The organism is Mesorhizobium sangaii (assembly GCF_014207355.1).
In the GTDB taxonomy this organism is placed as follows: domain Bacteria; phylum Pseudomonadota; class Alphaproteobacteria; order Rhizobiales; family Rhizobiaceae; genus Mesorhizobium; species Mesorhizobium sangaii.
In genome coordinates, this window is sequence record NZ_JACHEF010000003.1 from 37,763 (window position 1) to 54,989 (window position 17,227).

Genomic DNA, 17,227 nt, shown 5'->3' on the forward strand with positions numbered 1-17,227 from the left:
TTCGATCCTGGGATACGAACTTCGATCCTGGGATACGAACTTCGATCCTGGGATACGAACTTCGATCCTGGGATACGAACTTCGATCCTGGGATACGAACTTCGATCCTGGGATAACGGATGATTTATGCTCTGCCGATAGTCATAGCCGCAAACGTGCCGTATTTTTTGCCAACATGGCGCGACGCGGCGTTTTCGTCGAAGCGCTTTTCTTTTCAAGAATACCGGGAGGCTTCTCGATGACATCCAACACCCTTTTGCGCGCGGCACGGCGGACGCTGATCGCCGGCGCGGCAGCACTTCTTGTCAGCGCCGTCGCTGCCCCATCCTTCATGACGCCGACATTTGCCGCCGACGCACCTGCTTCGGTTGCCGACCTCGCTCAAGGCCTGCTCGGCGCGGTGGTCAACATCTCGACCTCGCAGACTGTGAAGGGCACGGAAGGTCCGGGCGCGGTGCCGATGCCGCAGTTGCCCGAAGGTTCGCCTTTCCAGGATTTCTTCGACGATTTCTTCAAGAACCGTGGCGGCGACAAGGACAATGGCGGGCAGAAAGTGCAGTCGCTGGGTTCCGGCTTCGTCATCGACGCGGAGCAAGGCATCGTCGTCACCAACAACCACGTGATCGCCGATGCCGACGACATCGAAGTCAATTTCTCCGACGGCATCACCTTGAAGGCGACGCTGGTCGGCACCGACACCAAAACCGATGTCGCGGTGCTGAAGGTCGATCCGAAGGGCCACAAGCTGACGGCGGTGAAGTTCGGCGATTCCACCAAGATGCGTGTCGGCGACTGGGTCATGGCGATCGGCAATCCGTTCGGCCTCGGCGGCACGGTGACGGTCGGCATCGTTTCGGCACGCAACCGCGACATCAATTCCGGTCCCTATGACGATTTCATCCAGACCGACGCCGCGATCAACCGCGGCAATTCCGGCGGTCCGCTGTTCAACAGCGCCGGCGAGGTCATCGGCATCAACACCGCGATCATTTCGCCGTCCGGCGGTTCCATAGGCATCGGCTTCTCCATCCCCTCGCAACTCGCCTCCGGCGTCGTCGACCAGTTGCGCCAGTTCGGCGAGACCCGGCGCGGCTGGCTCGGCGTGCGCATCCAGCCGGTGACCGACGACATCGCCGAGAGCCTCGGCATGGCGACTGCCAAGGGCGCGCTGGTCGCCGGCGTCATCAAGGGCGGCCCGGTCGACAACGGCACCATCCAGGCCGGCGACGTCATCCTCAAATTCGACGGCAAGGACATCCATGAAATGCGCGACCTGCCGCGCGTGGTCGCCGAAAGCCCGGTCGGCAAGGCTGTCGACGTGCTGATCGTGCGCAAGGGCGTCGAGCAGACCGTGAAGGTGACGCTCGGCCGGCTCGAGGATGGCGAAAAGCTCGCCAGCGGCGAGGACGGCAGCAACACCGACAAGGACAAGGGTGACAAGGCTCCGGCCGTCTCGACGGCTTCGGTGCTTGGCATGACCGTCGGCGAACTGAACGACGAGACACGCAAGAAGTTCAGCATTGCCGCTGATGTCTCCGGCGTCGTCATCACCGATGTCACCAAGGATTCGGCTGCCGCCGAACGCGGCATCCAGCCGGGCGAAGTGATCACCGAGATCGCACAGGAATCGGTCGCCACGCCCAAGGACGTCATGGACCGGATTGGCGCCTTGAAGGAGCAAGGGCGCAAGAACGCGCTGCTGATGCTGGCGTCGAAGACCGGTGAGCTCAGGTTCGTGACGATCCGGATGGACTGAAGTCCGGAAAGGCTTGTAGTGCCCTGATTTTGAGAAGAAAAATGGCGGCTATTGAGCCGCCTTTTTTCTTGCCTGCCAGTCCTTGCGCGACAATCTGTAGAGGACATGCCGCTTGAGCGCCGGGTGGCTGTCAGGGACGTCGGGATGGTCGAAATCGCTAGCCGGGTCGAACCTCATGCCGAGGCGTTTCATGACGGCGGTGGAGCGATGGTTGTCGTAGACCGCGAAAGACACGATTTCGTCCAGGTCGAGCGTTTCGAAACCGTAGGCGAGCCAGGCCTCGGCCGCCTCGGTGACGTAGCCCTTGCCCCAGAATTCCGGGGCGAGACGCCAGCCTATCTCGATCGTACCGTCGGGTAGCACGTCGATGTCTTCTGTCCCGGTTATCCCGACAAAGCCGATGCACTCGCCCGTGGCCGCAATCTCGGCCGCGGCGAAGCCATAGCCGTCCTCATCGACCCAGGCGCGGACCTCGTCCATCTTGGCGTCCGCCTGCGCGCGGGTGCGGCGGAACGGAAAGAATTCCATCACCTGTTCGTCGGAGTTGATCCGGTGGAACAGTTCGCGATCGCGATCTTCCCAGTTGCGCAGGATCAAGCGCTCGGTACGCATTGGTTTCATTGCACAAACTCTTCCTGTCTGTAGCCCTGCACATAGAGCAATGCCGTCAGGTCGCCGTGGTCGATGCGAACCTTTGCCTGTGCCGCCACCGTCGGCTTGGCATGGAGGGCGACACCGGTGCCAGCCAGCCGGATCATGTCGAGATCATTGGCGCCGTCGCCGACGGCAATCGCGTCAGTCGGCGTCAGGCCGAGGCGTGTCGAAATCTCGATCAGCGCATCGGCCTTGGCGGCGCGGCCGAGTATTGGTTCGCCTACCAGCCCGGTGAAGCGGCCGTTCTGTTCGAGTAGGCGATTGGCGCGATTCTCCTGGAAGCCAAGCATGGCCGCGATGCGCGTCGTGAACACCTCGAACCCGCCAGACACCAGCGCCGTCCAGGCGCCATGGGCCCGCATGGTCCGCACCAGCGCGCCGCCGCCAGGGGCCAGCGTCAGGCGATTGGCGACGATGCGGTCGACCACGGCGGCGTCGAGGCCCTTCAACAACGCCACCCGCTCGCGCAAGGCAGGTTCAAACGCGATCTCGCCGTTCATCGATCGCGCGGTGATGGCGGCGACATGATCCTTGACGCCGATCTCGTCGGCCAGCTCGTCGATGCATTCCTGGTCGATCATGGTCGAATCCATGTCGGCGATGAGGATCTTCTTGCGGCGGGTTTCCGCCTGCTGGACGATCACGTCGACCGGTTCAGTGGCGAGTGCTGCGCGCAGGGCGGCACTTGTCCCGGCGGCGTCAGCCTCCGGCGGCAAGGCAAGATCGCAGGCAATCCCGTCGGCAAGCCAGACAACAGCGCTTGCGCCGACCGAGCGTGACGCCATATTCGCAAGCGATAGCGACAAAGCGCGATCGGCGGGACGGGAAACAAGCGTGGCGATGAGCGGCATGGACAATTCCGGCGGACAGGCGGGCGAGGGCCGCGTGAAGGACGCGATCCTGATAGCCGGGCCGACCGCCAGCGGCAAGTCGGCCCTTGCGCTCGAGCTGGCCGAGCGCAAGGGCGCCGTCATCGTCAACACCGATTCCATGCAGGGCTATTCGGTGCTCGACGTGCTGACCGCCCGGCCGGGGGCGGCCGACCTCGCCCGCGCGCCGCATTTTCTCTATGGCCATGTCCACCCGGCCACGGCCTATTCCACCGGCGCGTGGCTGCGCGATGTGATGAAGCTGATCGAGGACGGTACGCTCTCCGGACAGCCTGTTATTTTTGCAGGTGGCACCGGGCTCTACTTCCGTGCGCTTGCCGAGGGTATTTCGGAAATGCCCGACATTCCGCAGCGGATTCGTGACCGCTGGCGCTATGAGTTGAAGGAGCAGGGCGCCGTCAAGCTGCACGGCCTGCTGCTGCGCGAGGATTCGGCGGCTGCCATGATGCTGAAGCCGACCGACAGCCAGCGCATCGTGCGCGCACTGGAGGTGCTCGACGCGTCGGGCCGTTCGATCCGGGAATGGCAGGCCGAGCGCGGCCGGCCGCTCATCGACCGACAGAGCGCCCGTTTCTTCGTGATCGAGCCGGACCGGGCGGCGCTGGTCGACCGCATCGAAAAGCGCTTCGACCAGATGCTGGACAAGGGAGCGCTGGACGAGGTCAAGCAGCTATCGGCGCTAGGCCTCGACCCCGAATTGCCGGCGATGAAAGCGATCGGCGTTCGCGAACTGCAGGCCGCGATGGCTGGAGACATTGGCTTTCCCGAGGCGATCGAGCGCTCCAAGATCGCAACCAGGCAATATGCCAAGCGGCAAACGACCTGGTTCAGGCATCAACTGGGCTCGGAATGGCAAAGATTGCGGCCCGGTGACGATCTGGAAACCACGATTTGATCGCCTGTTTCCATTGCAACCTGAAAAGTTTATATGCAAGGTAAAGTTCCCGTTGTGGTTGTCCAAATTAACCCTCCGTAAGCCCGCCCATGCCATAAGGTCAGTGGGCACTTTTCCATTGGGGAGCAGATGCGTTTCCACAAGGCGGAATCAGCATTTTTCGTCTTTATTTTCGTGATCCTGGCCGCCGGCCTGGTGACGCTGCATGCCTATGGACTGCTGCAATCCTTCGCCACCGAGCTGCATTCGGCTTCGGGCATGGACAAGGTCATCTATCTCAACAAGCTTCTGTTCGCGACCGGCGTGCTTTTGGCCACTGCGCTGTTCTTCGGCATTTTCTTCATCTATCCGCTGATCCGCAAACAGGCGACGGAGGAAGGCAAGCTGCGCGCCATGACGGTTTCGCTCAGCGCCCGCTCGGAGACACTCGAGCATGCCGCCCTGACCGACGGCCTGACCGGCATGCAGAACCGGCGCTATTTCGACGACGCGCTGAAGGAATATCTCGAGGAGTTCCGCCGCATCGAAAAGCCCGTCGGGCTGATGATCCTCGACCTCGACCATTTCAAGCAGGTCAACGACACCCATGGCCATGACGTCGGCGACGAGGTGCTCAAGGCCGTCGCGAGCTGCCTCAAGGACATGACACGCTATCACGACGTGGTGGCGCGGCTGGGCGGCGAGGAATTCGCCGTGGTCACGCCCAACATGGACGCCGAACTGCTGGGCAAGTTTGCCGAGCGCATCCGCAAGGCGGTCGCCAACATGTCGGTGCTCTCCGGCAATGTCCGGCTCAAGATCACCACCAGCGTCGGTCTGGCTGTCTGGGACCGTAAGGAAACGGCGGAGGAGTTCTATCGCCGCGCCGACCGCCAGCTCTACGAGGCAAAGAGGCAAGGCCGCAACCGCGTCTGCGCCTAAAATCCCATCATTGAATTCGTGAAGCCGGCCGTTTGATGCCGGCTTCTGTGCTTCCGATGCTCACGGACTAAATGTCCGCTCCGCTCCGGTTCTCGAAGTCGACACCAATCGACTCAGCCTGACGAATTCCGTGACGGGATTTACCCAGGCATGCGAACGAAGCCCCCGCCCTTGAAAGTTGACGTGGCTCCAAGTCGGGTCGGCCGAATGCCGGCTCAGTCGTTTTGCGGGCGCAGGCCGAAGGTCGCAGGCTTGAGGCCGTAGCGCATGTCGAAATCGTCATCCGATTGCACGCGGCTGGTGGCTGGTGGCTTGCGGTAGTCGGGATCGCCGGCCTGGCGACTTGAATCGACGACTTCGGCGAAGGCCATCGCTTGCTGCGTTGGTTTCGGCACGTTGCGCAGCCGCTCGACGATTGCCACCAGGTCGACATCCTCGCCGGCTTTTGATGCGGCTTCTTCGCGTTTGTTGGTGCCGGGGATCAATTCCGAGGATAGTTTTTCGAACTTCAGCCGCATCGTCGTCGCCACGCCTTCGCCAAAGGCAATGGCCTCGCGCTGGCCCATCGACGACAGGAAAGCCAGCGTCGAGGCCGAGGAGTCGGCAATCGCCGAGCGGATGATCGCCTGGTCCTGCTCATTGGCAAGTCGCATGGCGAAGAAGGTCGAACATTGCGACAGGATGGTCGGGTCGAGCTCGCCCGGTCGCTGGGTGACGACGCCGAGATAGCAGCCATATTTGCGGCCTTCCTTGGCGATGCGCGACAGCGCGTGCCTTGTCGGCGCAAAGCCGAGACGCGGGTCGGCCGGCATGTAGCGGTGCGCTTCTTCGCACAAAAGCAGAAGCTGCAGCTTGCCCTCGCTCCACAAAGCGAGGTCGAAGGCCAGGCGCGCCAGCACCGAACAGACGGAATTGACCACTTCGGACGGCATGCCGGCCATCTCGAAGCAGGTCACCGGGCGGCCATGATGCGGCACGCGGAAGAGGTTGCCGATCGTCTCGTGGATGGTGTCCTCGATCAGGCGCGAGTTGAACATGAACCGGTAGCGTGGGTCGGCCGCCGCCGATTCGACGCGCGTCTTCAGGGATTTCAGCGTCGGGCGATCGGTCTTGCTTTCGAGCATGCCCATACGCTCGTCGATCTGCTTGATGAGGTCGGCGATGCGGTAAGGCACCGGCGTATCGGCGGTCAGCGCATCGCTGCCGCGCCTGATGTAGCTGCCAGAATTCGGGTTGCGGTAAAGGTTCTTGGCGGCGGGGATGAGGTCGCGCAACGCGTCGATCTCTTCCGGCACCGTCTCGCGGCCACGGAACAGCACCTCGGCGAATTCCTCCAGCCTGAACATCCAGAACGGTAGGTCGAGCGTCTTGGAATCGACCCTGACGCAATACTCGGGCAGCGACGCGGCGAACTCGTTGTGCGGATCGAGGATCAGAATGCGCAAGTCCGGCCGCGCCGCGATCGACTTGCGCAGCAGCAAGGAGACGGCGGTGGATTTGCCGACACCGGTGGTGCCGACAACGGCGAAGTGACGCGCCAACGTATCGTCGATGGCGATGTTGGCGGCGATCGTCTCGTCCTGCGAGAGTGTGCCGATGGTGATCGAATGACGCCCGGCCAGATCATACACCGCCTGCAGGTCACGGGTGCGGATGCGATGGGCGATGGCGCCGATATGCGGATAGGTGGTGATACCGCGATCGAAGATCGGCTTAGCGCCCGGCTCTGCTCCGTCGCGGACTTCGCCGATAAGCTCGATGCTGACCTCGATCGGGTTTTGACCTTCATTGCTCCAGGCGCGGTCCGATTTGCCGATCCCGTAGACCAGGCCGACGGTTCGCGTGGATCCCAGATTGATGGAAATCATCTTGCCGACCGTCCACAGGCCGGTCACCGCGCCGTCAATATCGTCCGCAAAGGCGCTGATGGTGGCGCGCGCACCGTCGCATTGTACGACGTTGCCCAGAATGCGCCTGTCGTTCTGTTCCGCGTTGCGGCGCTCCTGCAATGTCGGTTCTCCAACGGAGGCTTCGCGTTCGACATACATGGACAGGCCAATCCCCATTTCCCCTGGAGCATCGACCTTACAGGAACGGGGTTAAGGCGGGATGAGGTTGGATGGTGTAGAGAGGCTTAAGCAGCCTGTGAAAATTGTCGCGACACGCCTCTTCTCCGGAATCGATATTTCGCTATAATGGACATATGGATGATATAGCGAACGATATTTCCTCGACCATCGGCAGAAGGATACACGCCGAAAGGACCATACGGGACTGGTCGCTGGCCGAGCTGGCGGAGCGCTCCGCTGTGTCGAAGGCGATGCTGAGCACGATAGAGCGCGGCAAGACCAGCCCGACGGCGGCCCTTCTGGTGCGCATCGCGTCGGCCTTCGGCATGACACTGTCGACCCTCATCGCGCGCGCCGAATTGCAAGGCGGCGGGCTGCTGCGCGCGGCCGACCAACCGGTGTGGCGCGACCCCGATACGGGCTATGTCAGGCGGCATCTGTCGCCCGCCTCGGACATGCCGCTGGAACTGATCAGGGTCCAGTTGCCGGCGGGCGCCAGGGTCAGTTTTCCCGCCGCGTCCTATGCTTTCATCAAGCAGCAGATATGGCTGGTTTCGGGACGGCTCGAGTTCGTCGAGGGCGATGTGGTGCACCAACTCGACCCTGGCGATTGCCTGGCGCTCGGTGCGCCGTCGGACTGCACCTTCCACGCCCTGGAACCCGGCGCCGACTACCTCGTCGCGCTGGTCAGGGGTTGAACTCATGGCCAGACGACCGAAGCGCTCCCACAATGGGGGGCCGCCTCTTGACGAGTACAAGGGCCCGCCATGGGGCAAGGGCGATCCCTACATCTTCCTTGCCTGGCAGGCCGCCCATGCCAAGGCGTGGAAAGCGCCTAGCCGCGAAGTCATGCTGCTGCGCATGGACAAGGCCGAGCGGCTGGGCCTGACTTATGAGGAATACACGCTCGAGATTCTGGAACGCGGGCGGCATCTCCGGGAAGAAGACACCGAACGCATCGGCGCCATCAAGGCGGCCCGAAAGCGGCGCCGTGTGCGCCACCTGGACTGACGGCCGCTTCAGTCGTGCCATCGCAATGAGGACGTCACACGCATGAACTCGATCGAGATCAAAACACTCACCCCGGCTGCGGCGACGCAGGAGATGCTGGCCGACTTGCTGGTCGCGACGGTAGCGGCCGGTGGATCGGTCAGTTTCATGCATCCGCTGGCACCGGAAGCGGCTAGCTTATTCTGGCAGAAATCGCTGGCAGCGGCGGCAAGAGGGGAAAGGGCGGTCCTGGGCGCCTGGGACGGCGAGGTCCTGGTCGGCACTGTCACCCTATTGCTCGACTGTCCGCCCAACCAGCCGCACCGGGCCGAGATCGCCAAGCTGATGACCCGTTTGGATTACCGGGGCAGGGGCGTGGGAACGCGCCTGATGCGAGCCGCCGAGAGCTTGGCCGCTCAAAAGGGGCGCACGCTGCTGGTTCTCGATACGGCGACGGAGGAGGGTGCTTCAGGCCTCTACGAGAAGCTCGGTTTCACGCTCGCAGGCGAGATACCGGACTATGCCTTGAAGCCGCATGGTGGGCTGACCGGAACGCTCCTCTACTGGAAGCGTATCGGGCCAGTCTCGTAACCCGTCACGCCGGCCCGGAACCAGAGAGGCGCGACAGCAGCCACTGGCGGAAATCCTGCTCGGCGCTGGTCAGGCGCGCGGTCGACGCCTTGGTCAGGAAATGCCCCGAGGTGCTGGAGAGTTCGAAGTCGGAAAGCCTGACCAGGGTCCTCCTGTCGAGCGCGGTATCGACCAGCGGCCGCGAGCCCAGCAGCACGCCGGCACCGGCCCTGGCCGCCTCCATCGCGGCAACGAAACTGTCGAAGCGATGCGATCGCCGGGGGTGGCCCGCCAACCCTGAGGCCGCGAACCATTCCGCCCACATCTCGCGCGCGCCGGCGACCAGAAGCAGCGGCAGCGGTGTCCAGTCGGCGTCGCCGGCCAGGGCCGGGGCAGCCACCGGCACGAGCCGCTCGGCGGTCAGCCTGTCGGCTTCACGTCCAGGGAAGGACCCGTTGCCGAAACGGATGTCGAGCGTCGAGCCCGGCAGGTCGTAGTCGGCCGGTCGGTGGATCGTCACCAGGTCGAGCTGGATTCGCGGCAATGCCTTCGCCAGATCGGGCAGGGCCGGAACAATCATCAGCAGGGCAAAGGAGATCGGTGCTCGAACGGTCACGGTCTGGACGGCGCGCGGCTCGAACAATTCCGCGGTGCTGTTGCCGATGGTGGCGAAAGCCGACTGGATGTGGGGCAGGTAAGCCGCGCCTTCCGGCGCCAGCGCGACGCCACGCGCCAGCCTGGAGAACAGACGCGTCTTCAGCCGTTCTTCGAGAAGCCGGATGTGCTGGCTGACCGCCGCCTGGGTCAGGCCAAGCTCGGTTGCCGCGGCGGTGAAATTCGACAGCCGCGCCGCAGCCTCGAAACTGCGCAGCCAGTCAAGCGGAGGCAGGGGCGGGTTTGTTCGACCCATTACATATTTAAGGTCATTGGCCAAAAAACGATAATTTGAATTATGCCTTTCGCGCGGTCAACATGCAATCGAAACCTGCGGATCGGACCGCAGGCCTAGCTGCAGGAATAGATCTCCATGCTCACCCACGCGCTGATCGGCGACGAAGGCAAAACCATCGAACTTGGCTGGAAGGACGGGACGCGCACCCGCTTTCACGCCATGTGGCTGCGCGACAATGCGCTGGACGACAAGACGCGCAGTGCCGGCAATGGCCAACGGCTCATCACCATCCTCGACATTCCGGCTGAGACGAAGATCGGCGCGGCGTCGATCAAGGGCGACGCCCTCGAGGTCAGCTTCGTGCCGGAAGGAAAGACGGTGAGCTTTCCTTCAAAGTGGCTAAGCGCCAATGCCTATGATCGCGGCGCGGCCCGCCTAGCCGGCTGGACAGGCGAGGACACAGTGCGCTGGACCAAGGCGACGATGCAGAATTCCGTGCCGCGCGCCGGCTACCCAGCTGCCAGCCGCGACCGCGATGTCTTGCGGCAATGGCTGTCGGCGGTGAAAGCCTATGGCTTCGCGGTGATGGACGACCTGCCGGCCGAATCCGGGGCGCTCTGCAATGTGTCCGATCTGTTCGGCTATATCAGGGAGACCAATTACGGCCGCTGGTTCGAAGTGCGCGCCGAGGTCAATCCCAGCAATCTCGCCTACACCAATCTTGGCCTCCAGGCGCACACCGACAATCCCTATCGCGATCCGGTGCCGACGCTGCAGATCCTGTCCTGCATCGAGAATACGGTGGAAGGTGGCGAGTCCAGCGTCGTCGACGGGTTTGCGGTCGCGGCCGCCTTGCAGGCTGAAAACCCCGAAGGCTTCCGGCTGTTGAGTTCATGCCCGGCTCGTTTCGAATATGCCGGCTCTTCCTGCGAGCGGCTGCGGGCGAAGCGGCCAATGATCGAGCTCGGGCCCGACGGCGAGCTGATCTGCATCCGCTTCAACAACCGTTCGCTGGCGCCGACGGTCGACGTGCCGTTCTCGGACATGGAGGCGTACTATGCCGCGTATCGCCGGTTTGCCGAGCTGATCGAAGATCCATCCTTCGAAGTGACTTTCAAGCTCGAAGCGGGCCAGGCGTTCATCGTCGACAACACGCGCGTCATGCATGCCCGCAAGGCGTTTTCCGGCACCGGCAAGCGCTGGCTGCAGGGTTGCTACGCAGACAAGGACGGCTTGCTGTCGACGCTCGCAGCGATCGAACACGGGTTCAAGGAGGCGGCGGAATGAACGGCCAGGACCTGAACGCGGACAACATCGTCGAGTTCATCGCCGACATCTTTGAACGCCGGGGCGCGGAATCCTATCTCGGCGAGCCCGTCACCATGTCGGAGCATATGCTGCAGGGCGCATGGTTCGCCGAGCAGGACGGTGCGCCGGACGAGCTGGTGGCGGCGGCCTTGCTGCACGACATCGGCCACTACACCAGCGAGTTCGGCACCTATTCGCCAGAGGATGTCGAGGACAAGCATCATGACGAAGCCGGCGGCGCGGTGCTGGCGCCGTTCTTTCCGCCGGTCATCGTCGAATGCGTCAGGCTGCATGTTTCGGCCAAGCGCTATCTCTGCGCCACCGATCCGAGCTATTTCGGCAAGCTGTCGCAGGCCTCGGTGCATACGCTGTCGCTGCAGGGCGGGCCGATGAGCGCCGAGGAGGTGGCCGAGTTCCGCAAGAATCCTTTCCATCAGGAAGCGGTCCGGGTTCGCATCTGGGATGAGAGCGGCAAGATCGCCAACATGAAGACACGGACGTTCCGCGATTACGTGCCGCTGCTGCAGCGGGTCGTTCGCGACTTTCGCGGTCGCGCCTGACGGCGGCGCCTACCCGGAGGCACAGATGTGTTTCTGTTTCGACGGGCAAGGTGGGGTGACCCCACATAGGTCCGACAATTGTAGGGAGCGCGAGCATACAGCAGGCGCTCCTGCAGCGTCGCTGAGCGCCCCTCCCGGCGAGCCACGTCGTCTCGATGCGGCCAGTAAGCCCCAACGGGGTCGAAGCTTTGCCCATTCGCAATTGACAACGATATGGATGGAGGTGCGGCATTCGCCGCACCTCGCTTGGTTACCTTAATTGACTATCCCTTGTGGTGGACTTTTTGCAGCCCGTAGACCGGCGTCGGCAGGCCTATCTGCCTAGCCTTCAACTGTAGCGACAGGAACTGCGAATAGTGTCGCGACTGGTGCAGATTGCCGCCATGGAACCACAGTGCTTCCTGCTGCGTCGGTTTCCACATGTTGCGCAATTCGCCCTCCCATGGACCGGGATCCTTGGTGGTGTTCGAGCCGAGTCCCCAGCATTTGCCGACCTTGTCGGCGACGTCCCTGGAGATCAGGTCGGCCGCCCAGCCATTCATCGAACCATAGCCGGTGGCATAGACGATGACATCGGCGGGCAACTCGGTGCCGTCACTGAGCAGCACTGAGTGCTCCTTGATCTCAGCCACGTTGACACCGCTTTTCAGCTTGATCGAGCCATCGATGATCAGGTCGGAAGCGCCGACATCGATGTAGTAGCCCGAACCACGCCGCAGATACTTCATGAACAGGCCCGAATCGTCATCGCCCCAATCGAGCATGAAGCCGGCCTTCTCCAGACCCGTGTAGAATTTTGCATCGCGCTTCTTCATCTCGGCGTATGCCGGAATCTGGAATTCGTGCAGGATCTTGTAGGGCAGGGAGGCAAAGACGAGGTCGGCCTTGGCTGTGGTCATACCGCTTTGCACCGCCTGTTCCGAATAGAGCGACCCCAGCCCGATTTCCATCAACGTGTCGGACTTGACGATATGCGTGGTCGAGCGTTGCACCATGGTGACGTCGGCGCCTGCTTCCCAAAGTGCCGCGGCGATGTCGTGGGCGGAATTGTTCGAGCCTACGACAACAGCTTTCTTGCCGGCATAGGCGTCGGGACCGGGGTGCTTCGAGGAGTGATGCTGATCGCCCTTGAAGTTTTCCATGCCTTTGAATTTCGGCATATTGGCCTTGCCGGATTGTCCCGTAGCCAGCACCAACTGCTTCGGCCTCAGCGTAATGTCCTTGCCGTCGCGGTGGACTACGACCGTCCATTCCTTCTTCTTGTCGTCGTAAGACGCGCTCTTGGCCTCGGTCGAGGACCAGTAATTCAGCTCCATTACCTTGGTGTACATTTCCAGCCAGTCGCCGATCTTGTCCTTGGGCGAAAAGACCGGCCAGTTCTTTGGGAAATCGATATAGGGCAGATGGTCGTACCAGACCGGGTCATGCAGGCAGAGCGACTTGTAGCGCTTGCGCCAGCTGTCGCCGGCCCGCTCGTTCTTCTCGATGATGATCGTGGGAACGCCGAGTTGCCGCAGCCGCGCGCCGAGCGCGATGCCGCCCTGGCCGCCGCCGATGATCACCGTGTAGGGCTGCGTCTTGAAGCCGAGCTCAGCGGCTTCCTTCTCGCGTTCTTCCTTCCATGTCGCACGGTTCTTGCCCGAGCCGTGTTTGGCACCCATTGGTCGCGCGAAACCCGCCGGCTCTTCGTGGCCTTTCAGTTCGACCATGGTGGTCAGCAGCGTCCAGATTTTGCCGTCCTTCAGTCTGATATGGCCGAAGCCGCGCGCCACCTCTGTCTCGAAGCTGATCCAGCCGTCGATCACCCCGCCGCTCTCGGTCGCGTCCTCACCCTTGGCGATGGCGAAGTGGGATGGCTTGGTCTTCGACAACTGGCTTTTCAGCATGTCGCGGACCTGGTCGCGACCCTCCATGGTCTTGATGTTCCAGGTGAAGGTGACGAGGTCGCGCCAGTAACAGTCCTCCTGAAAGCAATTGACCGCCTTTTCGATGTCGTTGGCGGCCAGGGCGGCGCCGAATTGGTCGAGCAGGTCGGACAGTTTCTTGTTAGGGGCCTTGTCGAGCATCAGCTTTCCTCCTTGGATTGTGATCGCTTCTCGATCGAGCGATTTGGCCGGACTGAGTTGTCCGTGATGAGCGGAGTATTTCTTCAAAAGCTCCGCAGCGTCACGCCCTCCAATAGTTTGGCGTGTTTTCAATGCCTTATCGGGAACCCCATGGGATTTCCGGTGATGGCTTGCCGGTGCCGAAGAGGAGAGCCGGCCCCTTTGCTGCGGGTTCATGTCACTCAGATTCGCCGTTGACAGCGGCGTAAAACCAATTCTAATGTCCGCCACCATGAAAACGGCACTCATTCTCGTAGGAAAGCGCGTGGGCAAGGCGGTGTAACCGCCGGGCGAAAACCTCCCATGCGCACACACAGGCTCCCTCGGGGGCCTTTTTTATTGCCTGAAACACGACTAAACGACCAGCAATCGCCAGATGGCGGCAGTACGGGACCAGACCGATGAGCAACGGACAGAGTGAGCGGCGCGAAATGACGGGCGCCGAAATGGTGGTGCAGGCGCTGAAGGACAATGGCGTCAAGCACGTCTTCGGCTATCCGGGCGGCGCGGTACTCCCGATCTACGACGAGATTTTCCAACAGGACGAGGTCGAGCACATCCTGGTCCGCCACGAGCAGGGCGCCGGCCATGCGGCCGAAGGCTATGCGCGCTCGACCGGCAAGGCCGGCGTCATGCTGGTGACATCGGGACCCGGCGCCACCAATGCGGTGACGCCGCTGCAGGACGCGCTGATGGATTCGATCCCGCTGGTCTGCCTGACCGGACAGGTGCCGACTTCGCTGATCGGCTCCGACGCTTTTCAGGAATGCGACACGGTCGGGATCACGCGCCCCTGCACCAAGCACAATTGGCTGGTGAAGGACGTCAACGAGCTCGCCGCGACGATTCACGAGGCCTTCCATGTCGCGACCACCGGCCGTCCCGGTCCGGTCGTGGTCGACATCCCGAAGGACGTGCAGTTCGCCAGGGGCTTTTACGTCTCGCCGCAGATCGCGCCGCGCACCAGCTATCAGCCGAAGCTCCAGGGCGACCTGGAAAAGATCAAGGCGGCGGTCGAATTGATGGCCGGCGCCAAGAAGCCGATCATCTATAGCGGCGGCGGCGTCATCAATTCAGGCCCGGAAGCGAGCCATCTGCTGCGCGAACTGGTCGATCTCACCGGCTTCCCGATCACCTCGACGCTGATGGGGCTCGGCGCCTATCCGGCATCGGGCAAGAACTGGATGGGCATGCTGGGCATGCACGGCACCTATGAAGCCAACATGGCCATGCATGATTGCGACGTGATGATCTGCATCGGTGCGCGCTTCGACGACCGCATCACCGGGCGGCTGACCGCGTTCTCGCCGAACTCGAAGAAGATCCACATCGACATCGATCCGTCGTCGATCAACAAGAACGTCCACACCGAAGTGCCGATCATCGGCGATGTCGGCCGGGTGCTGGAGGACATGGTGCGGCTGTGGCGGGCGACCGCCAAGGCCGACAAGAAGGCGCTCTACCCCTGGTGGGAGCAGATCGCCAAATGGCGTGCGCGCGATTCACTCGCCTACAAGATGAACAACGACGTGATCATGCCGCAATACGCCATCCAGCGGCTCTACGAACTGACCAAGGGCATGGACACCTACATCACCACCGAGGTCGGCCAGCACCAGATGTGGGCGGCGCAGCACTATCATTTCGAGAAGCCGAACCGCTGGATGACGTCAGGCGGGCTGGGCACGATGGGGTATGGCCTGCCGGCGGCACTCGGCGTGCAGATCGCGCATCCCGATGCACTGGTCATCGACATTGCCGGCGATGCGTCGGTGCAGATGACGATGCAGGAGATGAGCGCGGCCGTGCAGCATGACGCGCCGATCAAGATCTTCATCCTCAACAACCAGTATATGGGCATGGTGCGACAGTGGCAGCAGCTGCTGCACGGCAACCGGCTGTCGCATTCCTACACAGAGGCGATGCCGGACTTCGTCAAGCTGGCCGAGGCCTATGGCGGCCACGGCATCCGTTGCGAGAAGCCGGACGAGTTGGACGATGCGATCAAGGAGATGATCGCGGTCAAGAAGCCGGTGCTGTTCGATTGCCGCGTGGCGACACTTGCCAACTGCTTCCCGATGATCCCGTCGGGCAAGGCACACAACGAGATGCTGCTGCCCGACGAGGCGACCGACGAGGCGGTGGCCAACGCCATCGACGCCAAGGGCAGGGAACTGGTGTAGTGCGCCCAGCCGAGGCAGGGCTGTCGCAAGAAGCCGTGCGCAAACAGAGAATTAGCTCAGAAGTTTGAAATCGAGATTCACGTCATGAACGCACAGCACCTACAGCCCACGGGCTCCGCCTACTTCATCGCCAAGGAGACGGAAAGGCCAGAGAACCACACGCTTTCCGTGCTGGTCGACAACGAGCCGGGCGTGCTCGCCCGGGTCATTGGCCTGTTCTCCGGGCGCGGCTACAACATCGAGAGCCTGACCGTTTCCGAGACCGAGCATGAGAAGCACCTGTCGCGCATCACCATCGTGACGCGCGGCACGCCGCATGTGCTGGAGCAGATCAAGCATCAGCTCGAGCGCATCGTGCCGGTCCACCGCGTGGTCGACCTGACCGTGCGTTCGCACGAGTTCGGCCAGGAGCGGCCGCTGGAGCGGGAACTGGCGCTGGTCAAGGTTGCCGGTACCGGCGAGGCCCGCGTCGAGGCGCTGCGGCTGGCCGACGCCTTCCGCGCCAGCGTCATCGACGCCAACACGGAGCATTTCATCTTCGAGATCACCGGCAAGGGTTCCAAGCTCGACCAGTTCATCGCCATCATGAAGCCGCTCGGCCTGGTCGAGATCTGCCGCACCGGCGTGGCGGCGATGAACCGCGGCCCGCAGGGGATGTAGGCACGGCGGGCCTTCCAAATCTTTGACAAGCGTAGGTCTGGCTCTGCCATAAACCGGCCACTGGTCTTTGTGCGGCCGCCGAAAAGAGACAATAATGCTGACGTGTCTGGGAGGATATCATGTCGCTTGACGCATTCCTTGCCCTGCTCGTCTATGCCTTGGTGACGTCGATCACGCCGGGGCCGAACAATTTCATGCTTCTGGCATCGGGGGTGAATTTCGGCATCGTCAGGACGGTTCCACACATGCTGGGCATCAGCATCGGTTTTCTGGTGCTGCTGGTGGCGGTTGGGCTTGGCCTGGGTGCGGTGCTGACCGCGTTTCCGATCCTGCATACGGCACTCAAGATCGCCGGCGGCGCCTATCTGCTCTATCTCGCCTGGAAGATCGCCATGTCGCGTTCGCTTGCCGGCAAGGGTGAGGCGGAGGGGCAGCCGATGCGCTTCATCGATGCGGCGGCGTTCCAGTGGGTCAACCCCAAGGCATGGGTGATGGCGATCACCGCCATGGCCGTCTACACCAATCCGGAGCATCCGTTCCTGTCGGTGGTGTTGATCTCGGTGGCCTTTACCGTCGTCAATTTGCCGAGCGTCTCGGTATGGGCGGGTTTCGGCACCGCGCTACGCGGTTTCCTGTCGGACCCGGTGCGGCTCAAATGGTTCAACATCGCCATGGGCGTGCTTCTGGCGGCGACGTTGTGGCCTATGCTTCGCTAGGCCTGTCGACATTCAGGCCGGCCTGACCTGAATCTCCACCCACCTTGGTCTGCTGCAC

16 protein-coding genes are annotated in these 17,227 nt (G+C 62.5%); 11 read left to right on the forward strand and 5 right to left on the reverse strand.

What is annotated here, in order from left to right; translation table 11 throughout:
- Window positions 1–238: 238 nt before the first annotated feature.
- Complete coding sequence (locus HNQ71_RS15215) at window positions 239–1,756, forward strand: DegQ family serine endoprotease (protein ID WP_184873400.1); 1,518 nt, start codon at window positions 239–241, stop codon at window positions 1,754–1,756.
- Between the two features lie 48 nt (window positions 1,757–1,804).
- On the opposite strand, the gene HNQ71_RS15220 is transcribed toward HNQ71_RS15215, so the two are convergent.
- Complete coding sequence (locus HNQ71_RS15220) at window positions 1,805–2,377, reverse strand: GNAT family N-acetyltransferase (protein ID WP_184873401.1); 573 nt, start codon at window positions 2,375–2,377, stop codon at window positions 1,805–1,807.
- Window positions 2,374–3,261, reverse strand: a complete 888-nt coding sequence (gene serB, locus HNQ71_RS15225; protein WP_184873402.1) for a phosphoserine phosphatase SerB — start codon at window positions 3,259–3,261, stop codon at window positions 2,374–2,376. The genes HNQ71_RS15220 and serB overlap by 4 nt, the downstream gene beginning before the upstream one ends.
- On the opposite strand from serB, the gene miaA reads away from it, so the two are divergent.
- Both miaA and HNQ71_RS15235 read left to right on the forward strand, forming a co-directional pair.
- A complete protein-coding gene (miaA, locus tag HNQ71_RS15230) occupies window positions 3,251–4,195 on the forward strand; it encodes a tRNA (adenosine(37)-N6)-dimethylallyltransferase MiaA (RefSeq protein WP_184874357.1) in 945 nt (314 codons plus the stop codon). The two genes, serB and miaA, sit on opposite strands and share 11 nt — an antisense overlap.
- A 129-nt stretch (window positions 4,196–4,324) precedes the next feature.
- A complete protein-coding gene (locus tag HNQ71_RS15235; RefSeq protein WP_184873403.1) occupies window positions 4,325–5,116 on the forward strand; it encodes a GGDEF domain-containing protein in 792 nt (263 codons plus the stop codon).
- A 215-nt stretch (window positions 5,117–5,331) separates the two neighbouring features.
- Here the strand turns inward: HNQ71_RS15235 and HNQ71_RS15240 are convergent, their stop codons facing one another.
- Window positions 5,332–7,164: an ATP-binding protein gene (locus HNQ71_RS15240; protein ID WP_184873404.1), complete on the reverse strand. Its 1,833-nt coding sequence runs from the start codon at window positions 7,162–7,164 to the stop codon at window positions 5,332–5,334.
- A 155-nt stretch (window positions 7,165–7,319) separates the two neighbouring features.
- On the opposite strand from HNQ71_RS15240, the gene HNQ71_RS15245 reads away from it, so the two are divergent.
- The 3 genes from HNQ71_RS15245 to HNQ71_RS15255 are packed head-to-tail and all read left to right on the forward strand — an operon-like array spanning window position 7,320 to window position 8,766.
- Window positions 7,320–7,883: a helix-turn-helix domain-containing protein gene (locus tag HNQ71_RS15245; RefSeq protein WP_184873405.1), complete on the forward strand. Its 564-nt coding sequence runs from the start codon at window positions 7,320–7,322 to the stop codon at window positions 7,881–7,883.
- Between the two features lie 4 nt (window positions 7,884–7,887).
- A complete protein-coding gene (locus HNQ71_RS15250) occupies window positions 7,888–8,196 on the forward strand; it encodes a hypothetical protein (protein WP_184873406.1) in 309 nt (102 codons plus the stop codon).
- Window positions 8,197–8,238: 42 nt separating this feature from the next.
- Window positions 8,239–8,766, forward strand: coding sequence for a GNAT family N-acetyltransferase (locus HNQ71_RS15255; RefSeq protein ID WP_184873407.1), 528 nt, complete (start codon window positions 8,239–8,241; stop codon window positions 8,764–8,766).
- A gap of 4 nt (window positions 8,767–8,770) precedes the next feature.
- Here the strand turns inward: HNQ71_RS15255 and HNQ71_RS15260 are convergent, their stop codons facing one another.
- Window positions 8,771–9,655, reverse strand: coding sequence for a LysR family transcriptional regulator (locus HNQ71_RS15260; RefSeq protein WP_184873408.1), 885 nt, complete (start codon window positions 9,653–9,655; stop codon window positions 8,771–8,773).
- Between the two features lie 117 nt (window positions 9,656–9,772).
- Between HNQ71_RS15260 and tmpA the strand changes: the two genes are divergently transcribed.
- Together tmpA and tmpB are read left to right on the forward strand one after the other, a co-directional pair.
- On the forward strand, window positions 9,773–10,924 hold the full coding sequence (gene tmpA, locus HNQ71_RS15265; protein WP_184873409.1) for a 2-trimethylaminoethylphosphonate dioxygenase: 1,152 nt from the start codon (window positions 9,773–9,775) through the stop codon (window positions 10,922–10,924).
- Entirely contained in the window at window positions 10,921–11,505 is a 585-nt protein-coding gene (gene tmpB, locus HNQ71_RS15270; protein WP_184873410.1) for a (R)-1-hydroxy-2-trimethylaminoethylphosphonate oxygenase, read from the forward strand. The genes tmpA and tmpB overlap by 4 nt, the downstream gene beginning before the upstream one ends.
- 263 nt (window positions 11,506–11,768) lie before the next feature.
- On the opposite strand, the gene HNQ71_RS15275 is transcribed toward tmpB, so the two are convergent.
- Window positions 11,769–13,571 carry an NAD(P)/FAD-dependent oxidoreductase gene (locus tag HNQ71_RS15275; protein WP_184873411.1) on the reverse strand — a complete coding sequence of 601 codons (1,803 nt, stop codon included), beginning with the start codon at window positions 13,569–13,571 and terminating at the stop codon, window positions 11,769–11,771.
- Window positions 13,572–14,011: 440 nt separating this feature from the next.
- Here HNQ71_RS15275 and HNQ71_RS15280 point away from each other — a divergent pair, with 440 nt between their 5' ends.
- The 3 genes from HNQ71_RS15280 to HNQ71_RS15290 all read left to right on the forward strand — a co-directional run bounded on the left by HNQ71_RS15280 (window position 14,012) and on the right by HNQ71_RS15290 (window position 17,169).
- Window positions 14,012–15,793 carry an acetolactate synthase 3 large subunit gene (locus HNQ71_RS15280; RefSeq protein WP_184873412.1) on the forward strand — a complete coding sequence of 594 codons (1,782 nt, stop codon included), beginning with the start codon at window positions 14,012–14,014 and terminating at the stop codon, window positions 15,791–15,793.
- Between the two features lie 84 nt (window positions 15,794–15,877).
- Entirely contained in the window at window positions 15,878–16,453 is a 576-nt protein-coding gene (gene ilvN, locus HNQ71_RS15285; RefSeq protein ID WP_013894763.1) for an acetolactate synthase small subunit, read from the forward strand.
- A 119-nt stretch (window positions 16,454–16,572) separates the two neighbouring features.
- Entirely contained in the window at window positions 16,573–17,169 is a 597-nt protein-coding gene (locus HNQ71_RS15290) for a LysE family translocator (RefSeq protein WP_184873413.1), read from the forward strand.
- Window positions 17,170–17,227: the final 58 nt, after the last annotated feature.

Excerpts from the sequence above, each read along its gene's own strand:
- tmpA (WP_184873409.1), top strand. The coding sequence starts at position 9,773 with ATGCTCACCCACGCGCTGATCGGCGACGAAGGCAAAACCATCGAACTT.
- HNQ71_RS15280 (WP_184873412.1), top strand. The coding sequence starts at position 14,012 with ATGAGCAACGGACAGAGTGAGCGGCGCGAAATGACGGGCGCCGAAATG.
- HNQ71_RS15290 (WP_184873413.1), top strand. The coding sequence starts at position 16,573 with ATGTCGCTTGACGCATTCCTTGCCCTGCTCGTCTATGCCTTGGTGACG.
- tmpB (WP_184873410.1), top strand. The coding sequence starts at position 10,921 with ATGAACGGCCAGGACCTGAACGCGGACAACATCGTCGAGTTCATCGCC.
- HNQ71_RS15220 (WP_184873401.1), bottom strand. The coding sequence starts at position 2,377 with ATGAAACCAATGCGTACCGAGCGCTTGATCCTGCGCAACTGGGAAGAT.
- HNQ71_RS15255 (WP_184873407.1), top strand. The coding sequence starts at position 8,239 with ATGAACTCGATCGAGATCAAAACACTCACCCCGGCTGCGGCGACGCAG.
- HNQ71_RS15250 (WP_184873406.1), top strand. The coding sequence starts at position 7,888 with ATGGCCAGACGACCGAAGCGCTCCCACAATGGGGGGCCGCCTCTTGAC.
- HNQ71_RS15240 (WP_184873404.1), bottom strand. The coding sequence starts at position 7,164 with ATGTATGTCGAACGCGAAGCCTCCGTTGGAGAACCGACATTGCAGGAG.
- miaA (WP_184874357.1), top strand. The coding sequence starts at position 3,251 with ATGAGCGGCATGGACAATTCCGGCGGACAGGCGGGCGAGGGCCGCGTG.
- ilvN (WP_013894763.1), top strand. The coding sequence starts at position 15,878 with ATGAACGCACAGCACCTACAGCCCACGGGCTCCGCCTACTTCATCGCC.
- HNQ71_RS15215 (WP_184873400.1), top strand. The coding sequence starts at position 239 with ATGACATCCAACACCCTTTTGCGCGCGGCACGGCGGACGCTGATCGCC.
- HNQ71_RS15260 (WP_184873408.1), bottom strand. The coding sequence starts at position 9,655 with ATGGGTCGAACAAACCCGCCCCTGCCTCCGCTTGACTGGCTGCGCAGT.
- HNQ71_RS15235 (WP_184873403.1), top strand. The coding sequence starts at position 4,325 with ATGCGTTTCCACAAGGCGGAATCAGCATTTTTCGTCTTTATTTTCGTG.
- HNQ71_RS15275 (WP_184873411.1), bottom strand. The coding sequence starts at position 13,571 with ATGCTCGACAAGGCCCCTAACAAGAAACTGTCCGACCTGCTCGACCAA.
- HNQ71_RS15245 (WP_184873405.1), top strand. The coding sequence starts at position 7,320 with ATGGATGATATAGCGAACGATATTTCCTCGACCATCGGCAGAAGGATA.
- serB (WP_184873402.1), bottom strand. The coding sequence starts at position 3,261 with ATGCCGCTCATCGCCACGCTTGTTTCCCGTCCCGCCGATCGCGCTTTG.